Genomic DNA, 17621 nt, shown 5'->3' with positions numbered 1-17621 from the left:
CTCAACAACCACTCTATTCACGGCCTTGCGACAAACCATTTAACGGATCAGTTGCCTACCGACTGGCTAACCGGTCGGCGAAAAAAACGCGCAGTGTTTTTCCCATCCTGTTTGGCAAGGTACATTGCATTATCAGCTTGAAGCAGCAACTTCTCCATATCGGCTTTTGCGGCCGTTGCCGTCGCAATGCCGATACTGCAACCAACATGTACTTGCAGTTGTTTCACTTCAATCGGCGTATTGCTCGACTCAATTAACTGCTCCGCAAACGCCAATAAAAAGGCTTCCATTTTTTCTGGCCCATCACGATGTGGCAAGTAGATAACAAACTCATCCCCACCAATCCGACCCACGACACTTTGATTAAAATGCTCTTGGGTCAGATGAAGGTAACGATTCGCAATGGTGGATAACACGGCATCACCCACTGCATGCCCATGGCTGTCATTGACGGCTTTAAAACCATCCAAATCAATGAGTAACAGTGACAAATAAGCCTCACTGTGTTTCATGTGTGAAAAGTATTTTTCACAACCCAAACGGTTTTTGAGACCGGTTAAGGTATCTTGCTCCGCCATACCACGGTAGTAGATTTCCCAACGTTCAATCTGAGAGCGTAGCTCTTTCTCTCGGATCAGTGCCTGGTGCGAGTTTTCAATAAAGGTGTTGATGCTATTGGCCACCAAACCAATTTCGTTATTGCGATTAATATCATCCACTTCAACGGTTTTCACCTGCCCAGGAGTGGCACGAGACACCGCAATAGAGAGTGCTCTCAATGGCTTACCGATGATGCGTTTTACCACCAACGCAATGACCACAAACGTCATCAAAAACTGCAGCAAAACAAACAAAATCTGGTAAAGCACTTTGTCGAGAGTTTTACGTTGAATCACCAAATGATTGTCGTGCACATACAGAATCCCCAATGGTTTGGCATCCACTGGTGAGAGTAAAGGGTATTGATTCGCGTGCAGCCACATGTCTTTTTCAAACTGCCCCGGTTTGATTTTGTCAAACGTCACGCCCTCTAAACTTTCAAGACGTACAGCATTGATTTCATCATGCAGCAGCAAAGAGTCAATCACCTCTTCAGCAATCTCATGGTTATTGACATACAACGCGATGGCCGCCGAGTTAGAGAGAGACAACACCAATTTTTGTTCTAACTCCGTATGCGTTTGCATCGCATTTTTAAAGCCAAACGGAATCATCAGCGCCAGCAAAAGCACTAGATAGACAATCGCGCATATCGAGACAAATCTCAGCAGGCGATTCGCTAATGAATGTCTCGGCAAGTTATTCATAAATTGTGGCAACCACCTTTAACTCCTTAGGAGGCGAAGTTTGCATATAGCCAATGGCATTTGGGTTGGCAAGCAAGTGCTCAACCAGTTCAATGTCGGTTTCAATCACATCAGGCGCTCGCATCCGTCCTGAAAACTTAAGCTTAGCCCAATACGCGTTAATCTGACTGGTGCGCATATTGGCCACTTTGCCAAAAAAACGCGCTCGAACCTCATCACTGCGGTCAAAAACTTGCGTAATGTCTACGCGGCCAAAAGAGCGTTTTCTGCCTAAATACACATCCGCCACTTCACTTTCGTGCATTTGATGAATGGCGCTCTCATGGCTAACGACCACAAAAATTTCGCCGTAAACGGGCATCATCACTAAACTGGCTAGGAGGGAAACTAGATATCTCATCTTCACCTCCCCTAAAAAATAAAGTTCACACTAAGGGTGTAAAGCTGAACGTCGCGCCCTTGAGTTGATGAACGACCGTCAGCCGCCCAAAGGCCATACCCCACATCTTGAATCTGGATGTAGTCAAATTGCCCTTTGATCGCGACTTGCGGGTGAATATCCCAGCGTATGCCTAAGGAGTAGGTATTCTGATCGATGTAAGTGGAATTGATGCCGCTAATGATGAGTTGTTGAAATTGCCCTAACTGAGGAGAGATGCCCCCCCAATCGCTTTGTGCTTTAACGATGTCTCTTGCTGGCTCAAAAAACGATACGGTTGCATAAGGCGTAACGCGATGAATGCTTCGCCCTAACATCAGATAGCCACCGCTACCTTGCGGGATGGCTTGTTTCATACCCGCCACATAAAAAAGCTCGGACTGCATCTGCCACTCGCCATCAAAGTAACCAAGCCCGACCTGCCAGTACTTTACCGATTCTCCATTAATGTTGGATTGGGCGTAAATCTCAGCCGCTTCCAAACTGGCCGCCCCCAATCCTGCCTGCGCTAACTGGGCAATACCCAGTTGTGCTTGTTGGCTGTTTGGACCAAGTGAGACCGTTAAATCCGCCACATCAACAAAAGAAAAACGCCCACTCCACTCGTGGTAATCAAACATCAGTGCAATGGCTAACGTATGATCTGAGCTGGCCTCTGAATGATCTTTTGTTCGCTCATCTTCGATCACTTGAGAAATGACGCCATATTGTAAGCTGGCAGACCAGTTCACCTCGTTAATGGAAGAGCGGTACGTAACATCAAGACCATCAATTGAGTCATAAAAAATACTGCCGTAAAGCTCTTGAGGAGGGCGAACCCAGAGGTGGGCGTAGTCAATTCGTCGGCTGTCTGCTGCAGTATAGGCATTTAAGCCAAAACGGCCGATGCGCAAATCCCAGTTGGCATTGGGTAAATAGCGAACAAACGCCAGCTCGGTGACGTTATTAAAGTCTTGCTCAACGCGATCTTCTAGCACCCACTGCGCAGTGAGCGACCATTGATAATTCAGCGCCCAATCAACCTGTACACCAAAATTTGAATCTGGAAGGAATGAGCCATTGCGTTCAACATCAGGCGGCTGAGAAATATTACGCAAATAGCCGATATCGGGCTCATTTTCGTAGCTATAGCCCACAGTGCCGAAACCTGAAATTGCCACTTCATTCGTTGAAGCAGTACATGAACTGCTGAGTAAAAGACCCAACATGGCGAGAAAAGAGAGCCTAAAAGGCCAAAAAGCAACACTCAACATGGCACCGCCTTTCTTAATGAAATCATCGCTATACTGCTTTTAAACCGACCCATTCAAGTTAAAAATTAGCGAATAAAAAAGGATAAACTGGCCAACCTTGCATTTATAATTTTTATATTTAACAACCCTGCACCATTAGAGTATATGCAATTTAATCAACAATCGACATGCTCATTTGGAACAAAGATCACTTACTAAAAGAGTATTTTTGGAATTTGTGAAAAGACAGACAAATATGAAAAGTTTATAAAGGCGCTTTATCTCGCTGAAATATCGATAAAGCGCTTCTAATTAAGATTCGAAGATGACCGTTGCGACAGCGTAGTGACGCTCATCGGAAAGAGAAAGGTGTGTGTGGCAAACCCCCATTTGATGGGCCAGTTCTGCTGCTCGACCAGCAAGCTGCAGATAGGGTTTACCATTGTCATCATTCTTGATGGTAAAGTCTTGGAAAGAGACGCCGTGAGCAATCCCGGTTCCTAACGCTTTAGAAGCCGCTTCTTTCGCCGCAAAACGCTTAGCAAGAAAACGTCCTTGCTGCTTTAAGCTGACAAACGTTTCCATCTCTTGCACAGAGAGGATCCGTTCTGCAAACGCCACACCACTGCGAGCAAGTGCCTTTTCCACTCGCTCGATTTCAGCAATGTCGGTACCCAGTCCAACAATGGCCATTTACTGACGAGCCGCAACCATAATGGCTTTCATGTCCGCTACCGCTTTATGGAGACCATCAAATACCGCTCGACCAATGATCGCATGACCGATGTTCAGCTCGTAAATCTCAGGCAATGCCGCAATTGGTGCGACGTTGTGGTAAGTCAAACCATGGCCAGCGTTCACCGTAATACCCAAATCCGCTGCGTAACTTGCGCCTGCAGCAATCTTCTTCAGCTCATCCAGTTGGTCTGCTTCGGTCGCAGCATCCGCGTAATGCCCCGTATGGAGCTCAATAAAAGGCGCGCCACACGCTTTGGCGGCATCAATTTGCTCACGGTCTGCATCAATGAACAGGGAAACTTTAATACCCGCTGCGGTTAATTTTTCCGTCGCAGCTTTGATTTTGTCTAAATGGCCTGCGACATCCAATCCGCCTTCGGTGGTAAGTTCTTCACGCTTTTCAGGGACTAAGCAAACATATTCAGGTTGCGTTTTGAGGGCTATCTCGATCATTTCATCGGTGACAGCCATTTCCAAATTCATACGTGTTTGCAGGGTTTCACGCAGAATACGAACATCACGGTCAGTAATGTGGCGACGGTCTTCGCGTAAATGAATGGTAATGCCATCCGCGCCCGCTCGCTCTGCCACTTCTGCGGCGTGGACAGGATCAGGATACTTAGTACCGCGGGCATTGCGTAAAGTGGCGACGTGGTCGATGTTAACACCCAGGTAAATTGAACTCATTTTTCCATACTCCGTGTTCGGGGAATCCTCATCTGTATAAACAATTCCCGACTTTTTAAAGGTTTGCCGCCAAGATACGGCTTTAAGGCTATTCGTGTAAAGCGTTTTGCCGCTTGAAGTTGCTCTTTCGTGAGAAAGCGACGCTCACTGATGGCAATTAATTCATTGCCCAAAAACGTCAGGTTGTCTCGCCGCACTGAAGCAATAAACCCTTTTTGCTCTCGGTAACGATAAGTCATTTGCGGATCAATCGGCTCGCCAGTGCCAGCACAATGCAAAAAATCCACGCCGTATCCCATCGCGGCCAGCAACGCGAGCTCAAAACGGCGCAAAGCCGGTTCAGGATTGTCCGCTTGGGCAAGCTCCGTTAAGGCAAATAGATAGTCATGGAACAATCCCGGCATCGGCACTTCTTGCATCAAAACGCGACCAACCAACTCATTCACATACATCGCGGAATAGAGGTAGATACCCGTTAGAGGCAGGCCTAAGCTGATCGGCTCAGCTTGACGTAACGTCTTCATTGAGCCTTTACCAGACCACTTCAATAACAGCGGTGTAAAAGGCTGTAATGCACCCTTTAAATTGGAACGCTTACTGCGTGCCCCTTTCGACATTAAGGTAATGCGACCAAATTCTTCGCTGAATACGTCCAAGATCAGGCTGGATTCGCTATAAGGGCGACGATGGAGAACAAAACATCGCTGTAAACCGTCAGGCGCGTTCATGCTGTGCTTCTATTCCACAAAAAATAAGGAGCCACTTGGGCTCCTTAACAAGATACGATCGGAGCGATAACTCTCGCTAACCGAGTTAGAGGTCGTCAATGTAACCCAGTGAGCGCAACGCACGTTCGTCGTCTGCCCAACCTGATTTCACTTTCACCCAAGTTTCTAGGTAAACCTTGCGACCAAACAATTCTTCCATATCGAGGCGTGCCTCGCGTCCGATGGTTTTGATTTTCTCACCACCTTTACCAATCACCATTTTCTTCTGGCCGCTACGCTCAACCAAAATTAACGCGTTGATGTGGAAACCATCGGTTTCCGGGTTGTAGTCAAAACGTTCGATCTCCACGGTCACTGAGTATGGCAGTTCGTCACCGGTGAAACGCATCAGCTTTTCACGCACGATTTCAGACGCCATGAAGCGCTGCGAACGGTCCGTCACATACTCTTCAGGGAAATGGTGCACTGCTTTTGGCAAGTGGTCACGAACGTGCTTACGCAGCACATCGATGTTTTTACCCTGTTTAGCAGAAATAGGCACCACATCGACGAAGTTCATTTTCTTCGACATTTCCATCATGTGCTGCATGACTTCATTGCGATCTTGTACGTTGTCTACTTTGTTGACACACAATACGACTGGGAAATTCGCTTTCTGCAGTTTATTGAGCACCATTTCATCGTCGTTGGTCCAATGGGTCCCATCGACCAAGAAAAACACCAAGTTCACATCACTAAGTGATGAGTTGGCTGCGCGGTTCATCAAACGGTTGATGGCGCGTTTCTCCTCGATGTGTAATCCCGGAGTATCGACGTAAATCGCTTGGTAATCGCCATCAGTATCCACGCCCATAATGCGGTGACGCGTGGTTTGTGGTTTGCGCGAGGTAATCGAGATTTTCTGACCAAGAATTTTGTTCAGTAGGGTCGATTTGCCCACATTAGGACGACCAACAATGGCGATAAAACCACAGTGCTGGTTTTCAGAAGACGTGCTTTTCTTCTCTGTAGAGAAAAACGCATCGATATCAAATTCATTATCAGCCATTGGTTAACTGCTCCAGAGCCAATTCCGCAGCCGCTTGTTCTGCCTTGCGGCGGCTGGTACCTCTACCGACAACGGGCTTATCCATACCCGCGATATCACACTCAACCGTGAATTCCTGATTGTGTGCTTCACCTTTAATATTAGTCACTGTGTAAACAGGCAGCGGTTTTCTTCTGCCTTGCAAGAACTCTTGCAAACGTGTCTTGGGATCTTTCTGTGAAACACCAGGCTTGATGGCTTCCAAACGAGAGGTGTACCAATTGAGCACAATACCGCGCACCACTTCTAGATCGCTATCTAGATAAACGGCACCGATAATGGCTTCAACGGCATCAGCCAGAATCGAATCGCGACGGAAACCGCCACTTTTCAGCTCGCCTGGACCTAATTTTAAGTAATCTCCCAAACCGAATTCACGGCCTAGCTCTGCCAATGTATTACCGCGCACTAACGTCGCTCGCATGCGGCTCATGTCTCCCTCATTCACTTTCGGGAAACGATGATAAAGTTCATCAGCAATGACAAAACTTAAAATTGAATCGCCCAGAAATTCAAGACGTTCATTATGTTTGCTGTTGGCGCTGCGATGAGTCAGCGCCAAATTGAGCAGCTCGTCATCTTGAAATTGATAGCCGAGCTGTCTGGTTAGTTTCTCAATTGGAGAATTCATACTTTTCCGATAATCATCAAAGTTAGTGAATACCGCCGATGCGGTTAAAACGCACGCCAGTAGGGATCCAAGAAGGCAGTACGCTATCTGAACCACGATCAAACTCGAAGCTGATCCAAATCGCCACGGCCTTACCTACTAGGTTAGCTTCTGGTACAAAGCCCCAGTAACGGCTATCAGCACTGTTGTCACGGTTGTCACCCATCACAAAATACTGACCTTGTGGTACCACCCATTCACTCACACCAGCACGAGGCGCATACGCTTCTACGCGGTCTTGACGCAGTGGGTTAACCAAAATTTGGTGTTTTACTTCGCCCAATTGTTCATCTGTCTGCGTCAGGTTGATGCCGTCTTGAATAAATTCGCTTTCCACAACGTTATTGCGGATCGCCATATGACAGACGCTCTCACCTTTTGGCTGGATACAGATTTCTTTTTGGCGGTTATAACGTACCGTATCACCAGGCAAACCGACCACTCGTTTGATGTAGTCGATGTTAGGTGACGGTGGGTATTTGAAGACAACAATATCGCCACGCTCTGGCTTACCCGTTTCCACTAACTGGGTACGCCAAACCGGATCTTTCAGGCCATAAGCGTATTTCTCTACCAGAATAAAATCGCCTACAAGCAGAGTCGGCATCATTGAGCCTGAAGGGATCTGAAACGGTTCATAGATAAACGAGCGTAACACCAAAACAAAGGCGATAACTGGGAAGATAGAGACACTGTTTTCCACCCACCAAGGCTGCATTTTCGCCTTTGCGAGAGTTTGTGCATCTAACCCATTAACCGTTTGACTTTCAATCTCCGCCACTTTTTGTTGGCGTTTCTTGGCCCAAACCAGTTTTTCGAGCAACCAAACCACACCTGTGATCAGCGTGACGATGACCAAAATCAGTGAGAATGTATTCGCCATGGACTTCCCTTATCTAAAAAATACGAAAGTGAAAGAGCCGTAACCCTTTCACTTATTTGGATATCTACCGTCTTATGACTGGTAAGCAAGATGTAAGTTCAAACTGTTAATCTTTACCTACATGGAGAATCGCTAGGAAAGCTTCTTGCGGTAGCTCAACGTTACCGATTTGCTTCATGCGTTTCTTACCTTCTTTCTGCTTCTTCAGTAGTTTCTTCTTACGGCTGACGTCACCACCGTAACACTTCGCTAATACGTTTTTACGTAGCTGTTTTACGGTAGAGCGCGCAATAATGTGGTTACCAATTGCGGCTTGAATCGCGATGTCGAACATCTGGCGAGGAATGAATTCTTTCATTTTCTCAACCAATTGACGGCCACGAGTCTGGGACTGATCTTTGTGAGTAATGATCGCCAAAGCATCGACTTTGTCGCCGTTTAGCAACACGTCTACACGCACCATGTTCGACTCTTCAAAACGTTGGAATCCGTAATCAAGCGACGCATAACCACGCGAGGTCGATTTCAAACGGTCGAAGAAATCCAGCACCACTTCCGCCATTGGAATATCGTACGTCAATGCGACTTGGTTGCCGTGGTAAACCATGTCTACCTGAGTACCACGCTTCTCAATACACAAGGTAATCACGTTACCTAGGTAATCCGCTGGCACAAGAATATTACAGCGTGCGATTGGCTCACGAATTTCTGCCACGTCATTCACCGCAGGCAATTTCGCTGGGCTATCAACATAGATAGTCTGCTTGCTGGTGGTCAGCACTTCGTAAACTACCGTTGGCGCAGTGGTGATCAGGTCGAGATCGTATTCACGCTCTAAACGCTCTTGAATGATCTCCATGTGCAGCATACCAAGGAAGCCACAACGGAAACCAAAACCGAGTGCAGCCGAGTTCTCTGGCTCATAGAAAAGTGACGCGTCGTTTAGGCTGAGTTTGCCTAGTGCATCGCGAAACGCTTCATAATCGTCAGAGGAAACCGGGAACAGACCTGCGTATACCTGAGGTTTCACTTTCTTAAAACCTGGCAGCGCTTTCTCTGCACCATTTTTCGCCAGAGTTAACGTATCACCAACAGGTGCGCCAAGAATGTCTTTGATACCACAAACCACCCAGCCTACTTCGCCAGTGTTGAGCTCTGTTGTATCGATCTGTTTTGGTGTGAAGATACCTAAACGGTCTACACCCCAAACTTGGCCCGTACTCATCACTTTGATCTTGTCGTTTTTCTTTAACTTGCCGTGTTTAATGCGCACAAGAGAGACAACGCCAAGGTAGTTGTCAAACCACGAGTCAATGATCAGTGCTTGCAGTGGCGCTTCAGGATCGCCTTCTGGTGCTGGGATCGCAGAAACGATCTTCTCTAGCACGTCATCAACGCCAAGACCAGTTTTGGCTGAACAGCGAACCGCATCAATCGCATCGATACCAACGATGTCTTCAATCTCTTCCGCCACACGCTCAGGCTCTGCCGCCGGAAGATCAATCTTGTTTAGGATTGGAACAACTTCCAAATCCATTTCAATTGCGGTGTAACAGTTTGCAAGCGTTTGAGCTTCAACACCCTGACCTGCATCCACCACCAACAAAGCACCTTCACACGCGGCCAGCGAGCGAGATACTTCGTAAGAAAAGTCAACGTGTCCCGGAGTATCGATAAAGTTAAGCTGGTAAGTTTCACCATCTTGGGCTTTATAGTCGAGGGTCACACTCTGAGCTTTAATGGTAATTCCACGCTCACGCTCTAGCTCCATGGAGTCTAGAACTTGTTCTGCCATTTCACGGTCGCTCAATCCACCACAAACTTGGATTAAACGGTCTGATAGGGTCGATTTGCCGTGGTCAATATGGGCGATAATCGAAAAATTACGAATGTGCTTCATAGATTTGGGGTGACTAAACTCTGTTATTCTGGGACATAGAAACGCCGCTCGTTGGCGGCATTTCAGTTAAGTTGGCAGATTCTACCCAATTTCAACTCTGGGCGCATCATAATTTAGGCGATAGGTTCACCAAACACTCTCATCAGTTCAACTTGAGCAGCACTTTTCTGCTCAAGCGGCTGAGCCAGTTTTTTGGCGAAGAGGATGCCGATAAACGCAAAAAGCATCGAGGTCAGTACCACCGCCCCTTCTCCCATCTCTAGCCATGGAGAAAGCACCAAATGGCCAAACAAAGCCCCCAGCAGCATCGCAACGATAGGCAGCAGATAAACCAACATCGCCGATTGAAGAAGGCTTTGCTCTGGAATACCTATTTCAACCACTTGACCAACGTGAAGTCGTCGCTGGGTCTCTAAATGCCAAAGTAAACTTTTGTTACCAAACGCTTTACTGACAACCCCTGTTCCGCAGCTTTTTTGTGAAGAACAACTGCTGCAACTGGTTTGTTGCTCACAACTCAACGCCACCTCAAACCCATGGTCATTCGGTGTCACTTGGGTGACGGTGGCGAGTGCGGTCATCATTGCGGTTTTGCCTTATTCTGGTTAAGTTCAGCCGTGAAGGTGACCGATTGAGCGATACGCTGCGCAGTGGCTGGCGGAATGTCTCCTACCACAGAAATCTCATGATCACCCACCACCACACTATGTAAAGTACGGCGGCCTTGACGTACCAATTGGCCTTTCAATGAATGATCGTCTTTCTCTGCGACATAAACAGAGAAACTAAACAAGCCATCAGTGAAAAGCTGGCTTTCCACCAATTGATCCGTCAATGCCAAGCGATAACGGCTTAGATCGTTGGCAACAAATCCTTCCGGAGTCCATGACACACGCCAGTTGCTCTTCTCCACTTCCCCTTTCGGTAAAGTCAGAACAGCAGGTAGCTGCACGTCTTCAAGACCACTCATTAGGTCGGCAATTTTCTGATTCACAGTGTATGTAATGGCACGATACTGCTCAATCACCTCACCGTCACGATCCACTAGATCGGCGCGTAAGGGCAGCTTGCTCTGCTCATCAATCCAAACCACGTAGGAATAACGTAACCCATCTTTCGGCACAATACGGATCACTTGCGTAGGAGAGCCGGCTTCACGTGCTCGGCCGACTTGCACGTAATCATAAAACTTGTGCAGTTGATCAATGTCACTGCCTAACATAGGCATGACCGGGGCCACCATTTCTCCGGCTTGAATGGTAAACGGCTCCACACCAGGTTCTATATAGCTGACTTCATGGCCACGTTTAATCACTTCGCGCACAGGACCACTAAGATAAATCAAATGCGCATACTGCTGCGCTTCTTTACTGGCATGACGATACAGTAAAGGCTCTATGCTGTTTTTCTTGATAAGAATATAAGCTAACTCGTAGCTCAAATTTTGGCTGGCTTCGCTCATTTGATGCAATAAAGCCTCCGCCGGCTTATCGCTGGCAAAGGCTTGGGGAGTCATCACACTGAACAGAGCACAGACACTGAACAGGAATTTCTTCATTCAATTTCCGATGTAGATTGCTCACCTGCAATATGAGATGAGTCACTATTTAATCTTAGCTGGAGCTCATAATCACGTAACATAGCATGAACGCGTTTACGCTGCTCTTGAATTGACGATTCGCTCATCGATTTTTCGACCGATTCACGCGTCAAACTCACTGGCTCAGCACTGCCGGCAAACGGAATTGTCTGCAACACAGGTAATTGATCCGCTTGAGGCGCCGCGGGATCACTGCCACCGTATTGTTGCACGCCAAGGATGACCGCAAGGGACACACACGCCGCAACCGCGACTTGGCCAAACTGAGACAACCACGCTGGTAACTGCCTTCTTGCCTGTTGTGGCAAAGGTTGTGACTCTGGAGGCATCTGAGTAAGCTCAATGACTTTTTGCTGATGTAAACTGTGCGCGGGTTCGTTTTCCAACGCTAATGCGACACTTTCAGCAATATTCCACTCGGGCTGTTGCGGTGCTTCACCACGCATAACATCACCAATTAAGTGGTAATTGCGCCAAGAGGCCAAAACGTCATCGTCTTGAGCGATCTCTTTGATCAAAGCCTTATCGACAATTTCGCCATCCATGAGCGCCGAAAGCTTTTCTTTGTCAGCCATTCTAATTCACCATTGTTGTTACTGGTACTAGCGTTGCAAAAGAGGTTGAATTTTCTTTTCCACCGCCTCACGAGCACGGAAGATACGCGAACGTACCGTTCCTACAGGGCAATCCATTACTTCTGCAATTTCCTCATAGCTCAAGCCATCAAGCTCTCGCAGAGTCATTGCTGTTTTTAAATCTTCTGGTAACGCATTGATCGCACTAAAAACCACTTGCTTCAACTCATTGGACAACGTGAGGTTCTCAGGGTTCGAAATTTCTTTCAAAGCGTTACCTGTCTCATATAATTCAGCTTCATCAGCATCCACATCACTGGCGGGTGGCCTACGGCTCTGGGCAACAATGTGGTTTTTCGCCGTATTCACTGCGATGCGATACAACCAAGTATAGAAGGCACTTTCGCCACGAAAACTTGGAATAGCTCGGTAAGCTTTAATAAAAGCCTCCTGTGCTACATCAGGGACATCACCAGGATTACTAACGTATCGGGAAATAAGATTGCAGACTTTGTTTTGGTACTTCACCACCAAAAGATTGAATGCTTGCTTATCGCCACTCTGAACTCGCTCAATCAATACTTGATCGGTCAACTGCTCGTTCATTCGAGCGGATACTCCTATTCGTTATGCTCCACATATCTCAGATATGGGCAATAATTATGCAAAATGTAGTATTGACACCACTGCTTACTTGAGCACTATTGTGACTCGCGCCAATCAAGAAAGTTCCCACTTAAGTGAAATTTTTTGTCAATTATTGAGGCGCAATGTGATGTAATAAACACTCTCTGTCGCTGATTTTGGAGGGACGGAGTGAGAAAAGCAATGGCATTAATCTCAGATTGCCTTTCTAGCCGATGTAAATCGGCGTTTTTGCGTGTACTGGAAGCACATGATGTGCGGATTTATACAAAGTGAACTCATTCACTTTAGACCGGGATTTTGAAAATTTTATGAACGCAAACCGTGAACATGAATGTGATGTGTTAGTGGTGGGCAGCGGAGCTGCTGGCTTGTCGTTGGCCTTGCGCGTCGCCAATCACTGCAAAGTTATCGTGTTAAGTAAAGGACCTCGTAGCGAGGGAGCAACCTACTATGCTCAAGGTGGTATCGCTGCGGTATTCGATGAATCAGACAGTATTGAGTCACACGTTCAAGACACTCTGATCGCCGGAGACGGCATCTGTGAAGAAGCAACGGTGAAGTTTATCGCTGAAAACGCCAAAGAGTGTGTGCAATGGTTAATTGATGGCGGTGTGCCCTTTGATCGTGAAGAGGACGACTCTGACGACGAACCGCGTTATCACTTAACCCGCGAAGGCGGCCATAGCCATCGCCGTATTTTGCACGCAGCTGATGCCACAGGCATGGCGATGCAAACCTCGCTGCAAGACAATGCTCACAACCATCCTAATATTCATGTTTTAGAGCGTCATAATGCCCTCGACTTGATCACCGAAGACAAAATTGGCGGCGATAAAAATAAAGTGATCGGCGCGTATGTCTGGAACCGAAACCAAGAGCATGTAGAAACCGTTAAAGCGAAGTTTGTCGTGCTCGCGACCGGTGGCGCATCAAAAGTTTATCAGTACACCTCCAACCCAGATGTTTCTTCTGGTGATGGTATTGCGATTGCTTGGCGCGCAGGATGTCGCGTGGCCAATATGGAATTTAACCAATTCCACCCAACCTGTTTATACCACCCAGAAGCTCGCAACTTCCTCCTGACAGAAGCATTACGTGGTGAAGGCGCTTATTTACGTCGTCCGGATGGATCACGCTTCATGCCCGATTTTGACCCGCGTGAAGAACTGGCTCCTCGTGATGTCGTGGCACGTGCAATTGACTTCGAAATGAAACGCTTGGGTGCGGATTGCATGTACTTAGACATCAGTCACAAGCCCGCGGAGTTCATTACCAAACACTTCCCAATGATCCACTCACGTCTGATGGATTTGGGTATTGATATGACCAAAGAGCCGATCCCCATCGTTCCAGCCGCACATTACACCTGTGGCGGTGTCATGGTCGATACCAAAGGGCAAACAGATTTGCACAATCTCTATGCTATCGGCGAAGTGAGCTACACTGGCCTACACGGAGCAAACCGTATGGCTTCAAATTCCTTGTTGGAGTGTGTGGTTTATGCATGGGCGGCAGCAAAAGACATTTTGAAAAAGCACAAACAAGTAGACTTAGCGTCCAGCTTACCAAGCTGGGACGAAAGCCAAGTGACCTGCAGTGATGAAGAAGTGATCATCCAACACAACTGGCATGAGCTGAGACTGTTTATGTGGGATTACATGGGCATTGTACGCACTGACAAGCGCCTTGAGCGCGCACTGCGTCGCATTCAAATGTTGCAACAAGAGACGCATGAATACTACAGTAACTTCCGCGTATCCAATAACTTATTGGAGCTGCGTAACTTACTGCAAGTCGCAGAGCTGATGGTGCGTTGTGCGATGCAAAGGAAAGAGAGTCGCGGTTTACACTACACTCTCGATTACCCTGAGCAACTTGAAAACAGTGGCCCGACGATTTTGCGCCCAGAAGAGTAAACCACTTTTATCGCTGTTTATCTTTTTTATGACTTGGGGGACGAATTCAGTTCCCCTTTTTGTTGCCACTGTTTTAGCACTATCATCAACTGTCGATAGTCCGAATCCTGACAACTATCTCGCCAAATCAAATAGCGCCGCCCATTGGCCAGCTTTATTGAAACGAACCACCAATAAAACAACAAACTCAATGACTGGATATGCTCAACCTGCTGTTGATATTTAATGGCCCCAGACGCGTTTACCGACACCGCACCTTGCCATGAGGGATAGCAGAAACCATGTATGGTTTGAAATTGATAGAGGGGGTAAAACAGGGCGACTGCGACAATAAGCGGAAAGGGAGAAAAAAGTAACGCCCAGATGATGCAGATAGCAATCAAGCCATCAACCATCCGAGCGCCACGAGAGTCATTGAGATTAAGGTTAACGAACCTTACTGAGGTTGTGCGCGACAATTTTATCTACCATTGACGCATGACCAAGATTCTCACTTCGTCCATGCCCCATCACCCAAGTAAACAAATCGGGATCATCGCACTCCAATAAAGAGACGAAGTCACGTTGTTCTTGTTCGCTGAGCTTCTCAAAACACTCTTCAAAGAAAGGCATAACAACCACGTCCAACTCTAACATGCCACGGCGACACGCCCAGCGGATACGTGCTTTTTCTTCTGTAGTGTACATCGGCTATTCCTCACCAAAGTATTTATAATTTAGCGCGGAGTGTAACAAGGCTACCGATTTGCCACTAGTAGATATGTCACAAACTGAGTAGCAATCGCATCTCAACAAAGGGAAGTCCCTACATTTCCTCTGCTGACAAATGGTCACTTGCAGATTAACATACCTCAATAAATCGACTTTATGGATAGCGAATAACATGCAATCGACTCAACCAATCCAACGATGCGCACTTGGCAGCCAACAAGCGTTACCAGAGCTCGCCGTCAGCTTATTAGATAATCTTGGTCTGATTACCATGACAGGTAACGATAAAAAATCGTACCTTCAAGGTCAGGTGACTTGTGACGTTGTTTCCTTAGAAGCCGATCAAGTGACTTGGGGTGGCCACTGCGATGCAAAAGGCAAGCTGTGGAGTGCCTTTCGTCTGTTTCATTACGCCGATGGCTACGCGATGTTACAAGATAAGTCAGCCATTGACGTGGAGTTGCGTGAACTCAAAAAATACGCCATCTTTGCCAAAGTTGAAATCAATGTTAGCGATGCCATCTTGCTGGGCGTTTGCGGTGTACAAGCGGAGCAAGCCATCGCGAAACTGACCAACAATGCAGAGGCGGCAGTGGTAAGCTTTGCCCAAGGGACAGCAGTAAAGATCTCACCACAGCGCTGGTTATTGGTCGTAGACGCAAACCAACAAGATGAAGTGCTTACCATGTTGGCGACAGCACAGTTGTGTGACCACTCTCTTTGGGATCTTTACGATATCCTAGAAGTCTCTCCACGCATCCCTGCTTTTGCCCAAAATGAGCACATTCCTCAAGCGGTAAATTTGCAGGCGGTAAATGGCATTAGCTTTAAAAAGGGCTGCTACACAGGCCAAGAGACCGTTGCACGAGCCAAATATCGTGGCATCAACAAGCGAGCTCTGTATCGACTCTCCGGCGCCATAGCACCATCAGCCACAGAGACAACGATCAGCTTGGAACGCAGTGTGGGTGATAACTGGCGCGCGGCTGGTGAAGCATTGGTGAGTTATCACTTTGATGATGGACGAGCGACCGGACTTTTTGTGCTACCCAATGACCTAGAGCCCGAAACGCAATTTCGCCTGGCAGGTCAAAGCGAGCAACTGTGGCAACGAGAGCCCCTACCGTATTCCCTCGATGACGAATAGTGATTTGTCGACAGCATTGACCCGCTATCTTGATGAGCAACAGGTGCCCTATCGTCTGTTGCCTCATCAAACACCAGCCACCACCATCGAAGATGCAGCCAAACAGCGGGGGATTCGTCCTGCGCAAATGGTCAAATGCATTTTGCTGCGTGATATGAGTGATCGCTATGTACTGGCGTGTGCACCAGGCGATCGCTCTGTTGATCCTAAAAAAGTCAGAGCATTAATGGATTATCGGCGCATGACATGCGTCGACAGTTCGCAAATTTATGCAATTACAGGATATCAACTGGGCACTGTTACTCCCCTCTTACTCAAAAAAGCCATGCCGATTGTCTTCGACCATGCACTTCAAGCGGAGTCGATGGTCACCATCAGCAGTGGAAACAATATGGCAGGACTGGCTTTATCGTTAACACACCTAGCCCAACTCACCTCTCCCATCTGGGCTGACATTTGTCGTTCTAGTGAACTAGGCACATTATTGACTCATCAAAAGTAATCGATTGCGCTCACAAATTGTGATCAACCTCAAATCAACAGAAAAATTCCATCGGAATTTTTAGTCACATTAAAAACATAAATAGTCAATGCGGTTATTTTAGGATAACCTGAATTTGTTGATTGACCGCTCAATGAGTGTTCAGTTGACCCAAGTGAATCCACTGACCTTGGTCAGGAAATCCACTTTTGTGTAATGCATCTGTGACTATTCGCCCGCTGTTGCGGGCTTTTTTTTAGGCACCAACCTATTCGAGTGAATCTTTTCCCCATAAATAGCCACCTCATAGTGCGTAACAAATAATTACCAACTATTCTTATTCTTGTAACAAAACTATTGCTTAATGCGTCACGTAAAACATGAGTGACCATGATTCGAAAAGAGACAGATAACATTAAGGTTCCGTTTGCATGACCATTTTGAGCTTAACCTCACTAAATTGAGGGCAATTATCAGGAAATTTGTCTAGCTCAGCACAATTATCTAAACACGAAAGACATAGCTCTATTTTAATCCAGAGATGTCACACATTTAAGTCACAGTAACTGTTAGACTAGCGGAGCTGATTGAGAAAAAAGGAAAGTAAGTATGAGACTGTTTAAGCGCTATACACCAGGTATGATTGCTAAACACGTGAGTCGACTATTTAAGGGAAGAATTTACATTTACGGCGTAGGAAAATTTGAGTTTGATAATGGTAAATTGATCCTGCCAGCAAAAGCTGAGCAAAAGCATTTTCAAACAGTGAAAGAAGTCAATCAGGAGATCATGAAGCTGCGCTGTGCTTACGCTTAATTGTCTTGTCGATAAAACAAGATAACCCGCTGAATTCGAAAAAAGAAAGGGCTGAT

At 46.9% G+C, this 17621-nt stretch carries 20 protein-coding genes; 4 read left to right on the top strand and 16 right to left on the bottom strand.

The features are described from left to right. Positions 1 to 47 precede the first annotated feature (47 nt). The 14 genes from CIK04_RS13840 to rpoE all read right to left on the bottom strand — a co-directional run bounded on the left by CIK04_RS13840 (position 48) and on the right by rpoE (position 12452). On the bottom strand, positions 48 to 1319 hold the full coding sequence (locus CIK04_RS13840; RefSeq protein ID WP_017422612.1) for a GGDEF domain-containing protein: 1272 nt from the start codon (positions 1317 to 1319) through the stop codon (positions 48 to 50). Then, complete coding sequence (locus tag CIK04_RS13835) at positions 1300 to 1713, bottom strand: hypothetical protein (protein WP_097353412.1); 414 nt, start codon at positions 1711 to 1713, stop codon at positions 1300 to 1302. The genes CIK04_RS13840 and CIK04_RS13835 overlap by 20 nt, the downstream gene beginning before the upstream one ends. Positions 1714 to 1718: 5 nt before the next feature. After that, positions 1719 to 2999, bottom strand: a complete 1281-nt coding sequence (locus CIK04_RS13830) for a hypothetical protein (protein ID WP_039540525.1) — start codon at positions 2997 to 2999, stop codon at positions 1719 to 1721. Between the two features lie 291 nt (positions 3000 to 3290). Beyond that, positions 3291 to 3671, bottom strand: coding sequence for a holo-ACP synthase (gene acpS, locus CIK04_RS13825; RefSeq protein WP_011151162.1), 381 nt, complete (start codon positions 3669 to 3671; stop codon positions 3291 to 3293). Then, a complete protein-coding gene (gene pdxJ / locus CIK04_RS13820; protein ID WP_011079503.1) occupies positions 3672 to 4403 on the bottom strand; it encodes a pyridoxine 5'-phosphate synthase in 732 nt (243 codons plus the stop codon). It abuts the gene before it with no gap. Then, positions 4400 to 5131 (bottom strand): DNA repair protein RecO, encoded by a 732-nt coding sequence (recO, locus tag CIK04_RS13815; protein ID WP_038941455.1) that lies wholly within the window; start codon positions 5129 to 5131, stop codon positions 4400 to 4402. Before recO ends, pdxJ begins: the two co-directional genes overlap by 4 nt. Positions 5132 to 5216: 85 nt before the next feature. Then, a complete protein-coding gene (era, locus tag CIK04_RS13810; protein ID WP_011079501.1) occupies positions 5217 to 6179 on the bottom strand; it encodes a GTPase Era in 963 nt (320 codons plus the stop codon). Then, positions 6172 to 6849 carry a ribonuclease III gene (rnc, locus tag CIK04_RS13805; protein WP_011079500.1) on the bottom strand — a complete coding sequence of 226 codons (678 nt, stop codon included), beginning with the start codon at positions 6847 to 6849 and terminating at the stop codon, positions 6172 to 6174. The genes era and rnc overlap by 8 nt, the downstream gene beginning before the upstream one ends. 22 nt (positions 6850 to 6871) lie before the next feature. Further along, a complete protein-coding gene (gene lepB, locus CIK04_RS13800) occupies positions 6872 to 7771 on the bottom strand; it encodes a signal peptidase I (protein ID WP_011079499.1) in 900 nt (299 codons plus the stop codon). A 106-nt stretch (positions 7772 to 7877) separates the two neighbouring features. After that, positions 7878 to 9671, bottom strand: a complete 1794-nt coding sequence (gene lepA, locus CIK04_RS13795) for a translation elongation factor 4 (RefSeq protein ID WP_011079498.1) — start codon at positions 9669 to 9671, stop codon at positions 7878 to 7880. Between the two features lie 113 nt (positions 9672 to 9784). Continuing rightward, the gene (locus CIK04_RS13790) at positions 9785 to 10255 is read right to left on the bottom strand and encodes a SoxR reducing system RseC family protein (RefSeq protein ID WP_097353411.1); all 471 of its coding nucleotides are present in this window, start codon (positions 10253 to 10255) and stop codon (positions 9785 to 9787) included. Then, positions 10252 to 11229, bottom strand: a complete 978-nt coding sequence (gene rseB, locus CIK04_RS13785; RefSeq protein ID WP_039469937.1) for a sigma-E factor regulatory protein RseB — start codon at positions 11227 to 11229, stop codon at positions 10252 to 10254. The genes CIK04_RS13790 and rseB overlap by 4 nt, the downstream gene beginning before the upstream one ends. Beyond that, positions 11226 to 11846: a sigma-E factor negative regulatory protein gene (locus CIK04_RS13780; RefSeq protein ID WP_013571110.1), complete on the bottom strand. Its 621-nt coding sequence runs from the start codon at positions 11844 to 11846 to the stop codon at positions 11226 to 11228. The genes rseB and CIK04_RS13780 overlap by 4 nt, the downstream gene beginning before the upstream one ends. A gap of 27 nt (positions 11847 to 11873) precedes the next feature. Then, entirely contained in the window at positions 11874 to 12452 is a 579-nt protein-coding gene (gene rpoE, locus CIK04_RS13775) for an RNA polymerase sigma factor RpoE (protein ID WP_011079494.1), read from the bottom strand. Positions 12453 to 12802: 350 nt separating this feature from the next. On the opposite strand from rpoE, the gene nadB reads away from it, so the two are divergent. After that, positions 12803 to 14410 carry an L-aspartate oxidase gene (nadB, locus tag CIK04_RS13770; RefSeq protein ID WP_026050351.1) on the top strand — a complete coding sequence of 536 codons (1608 nt, stop codon included), beginning with the start codon at positions 12803 to 12805 and terminating at the stop codon, positions 14408 to 14410. A gap of 26 nt (positions 14411 to 14436) precedes the next feature. On the opposite strand, the gene CIK04_RS13765 is transcribed toward nadB, so the two are convergent. Next, a complete protein-coding gene (locus tag CIK04_RS13765; RefSeq protein WP_017422618.1) occupies positions 14437 to 14805 on the bottom strand; it encodes a protein YgfX in 369 nt (122 codons plus the stop codon). Positions 14806 to 14836: 31 nt separating this feature from the next. Then, positions 14837 to 15097: a succinate dehydrogenase assembly factor 2 gene (locus tag CIK04_RS13760; protein ID WP_011079492.1), complete on the bottom strand. Its 261-nt coding sequence runs from the start codon at positions 15095 to 15097 to the stop codon at positions 14837 to 14839. Between the two features lie 196 nt (positions 15098 to 15293). Between CIK04_RS13760 and ygfZ the strand changes: the two genes are divergently transcribed. The 3 genes from ygfZ (at position 15294) to CIK04_RS13745 (ending at position 17565) form a co-directional block, all read left to right on the top strand. Beyond that, entirely contained in the window at positions 15294 to 16268 is a 975-nt protein-coding gene (ygfZ, locus tag CIK04_RS13755) for a tRNA-modifying protein YgfZ (RefSeq protein WP_045611385.1), read from the top strand. Next, complete coding sequence (locus tag CIK04_RS13750) at positions 16258 to 16770, top strand: aminoacyl-tRNA deacylase (RefSeq protein ID WP_097353410.1); 513 nt, start codon at positions 16258 to 16260, stop codon at positions 16768 to 16770. Before ygfZ ends, CIK04_RS13750 begins: the two co-directional genes overlap by 11 nt. Before the next feature lie 588 nt (positions 16771 to 17358). Continuing rightward, positions 17359 to 17565 (top strand): DUF1107 domain-containing protein, encoded by a 207-nt coding sequence (locus CIK04_RS13745; protein ID WP_011079489.1) that lies wholly within the window; start codon positions 17359 to 17361, stop codon positions 17563 to 17565. Positions 17566 to 17621 lie beyond the last annotated feature (56 nt).

This window comes from Vibrio sp. 03_296 (genome assembly GCF_002265885.1).
The sequence above is the reverse complement of the archived record's forward strand: the minus strand, read 5'-3'. Positions and strand labels throughout refer to the sequence as shown.

Excerpts from the sequence above, each read along its gene's own strand:
- ygfZ (WP_045611385.1), top strand. The coding sequence starts at position 15,294 with ATGCAATCGACTCAACCAATCCAACGATGCGCACTTGGCAGCCAACAA.
- CIK04_RS13750 (WP_097353410.1), top strand. The coding sequence starts at position 16,258 with ATGACGAATAGTGATTTGTCGACAGCATTGACCCGCTATCTTGATGAG.
- CIK04_RS13760 (WP_011079492.1), bottom strand. The coding sequence starts at position 15,097 with ATGTACACTACAGAAGAAAAAGCACGTATCCGCTGGGCGTGTCGCCGT.
- recO (WP_038941455.1), bottom strand. The coding sequence starts at position 5,131 with ATGAACGCGCCTGACGGTTTACAGCGATGTTTTGTTCTCCATCGTCGC.
- lepB (WP_011079499.1), bottom strand. The coding sequence starts at position 7,771 with ATGGCGAATACATTCTCACTGATTTTGGTCATCGTCACGCTGATCACA.
- era (WP_011079501.1), bottom strand. The coding sequence starts at position 6,179 with ATGGCTGATAATGAATTTGATATCGATGCGTTTTTCTCTACAGAGAAG.
- rnc (WP_011079500.1), bottom strand. The coding sequence starts at position 6,849 with ATGAATTCTCCAATTGAGAAACTAACCAGACAGCTCGGCTATCAATTT.
- CIK04_RS13790 (WP_097353411.1), bottom strand. The coding sequence starts at position 10,255 with ATGATGACCGCACTCGCCACCGTCACCCAAGTGACACCGAATGACCAT.
- pdxJ (WP_011079503.1), bottom strand. The coding sequence starts at position 4,403 with ATGAGTTCAATTTACCTGGGTGTTAACATCGACCACGTCGCCACTTTA.
- CIK04_RS13745 (WP_011079489.1), top strand. The coding sequence starts at position 17,359 with ATGAGACTGTTTAAGCGCTATACACCAGGTATGATTGCTAAACACGTG.
- acpS (WP_011151162.1), bottom strand. The coding sequence starts at position 3,671 with ATGGCCATTGTTGGACTGGGTACCGACATTGCTGAAATCGAGCGAGTG.
- lepA (WP_011079498.1), bottom strand. The coding sequence starts at position 9,671 with ATGAAGCACATTCGTAATTTTTCGATTATCGCCCATATTGACCACGGC.
- CIK04_RS13765 (WP_017422618.1), bottom strand. The coding sequence starts at position 14,805 with ATGGTTGATGGCTTGATTGCTATCTGCATCATCTGGGCGTTACTTTTT.
- CIK04_RS13780 (WP_013571110.1), bottom strand. The coding sequence starts at position 11,846 with ATGGCTGACAAAGAAAAGCTTTCGGCGCTCATGGATGGCGAAATTGTC.
- rpoE (WP_011079494.1), bottom strand. The coding sequence starts at position 12,452 with ATGAACGAGCAGTTGACCGATCAAGTATTGATTGAGCGAGTTCAGAGT.
- CIK04_RS13830 (WP_039540525.1), bottom strand. The coding sequence starts at position 2,999 with ATGTTGAGTGTTGCTTTTTGGCCTTTTAGGCTCTCTTTTCTCGCCATG.
- rseB (WP_039469937.1), bottom strand. The coding sequence starts at position 11,229 with ATGAAGAAATTCCTGTTCAGTGTCTGTGCTCTGTTCAGTGTGATGACT.
- nadB (WP_026050351.1), top strand. The coding sequence starts at position 12,803 with ATGAACGCAAACCGTGAACATGAATGTGATGTGTTAGTGGTGGGCAGC.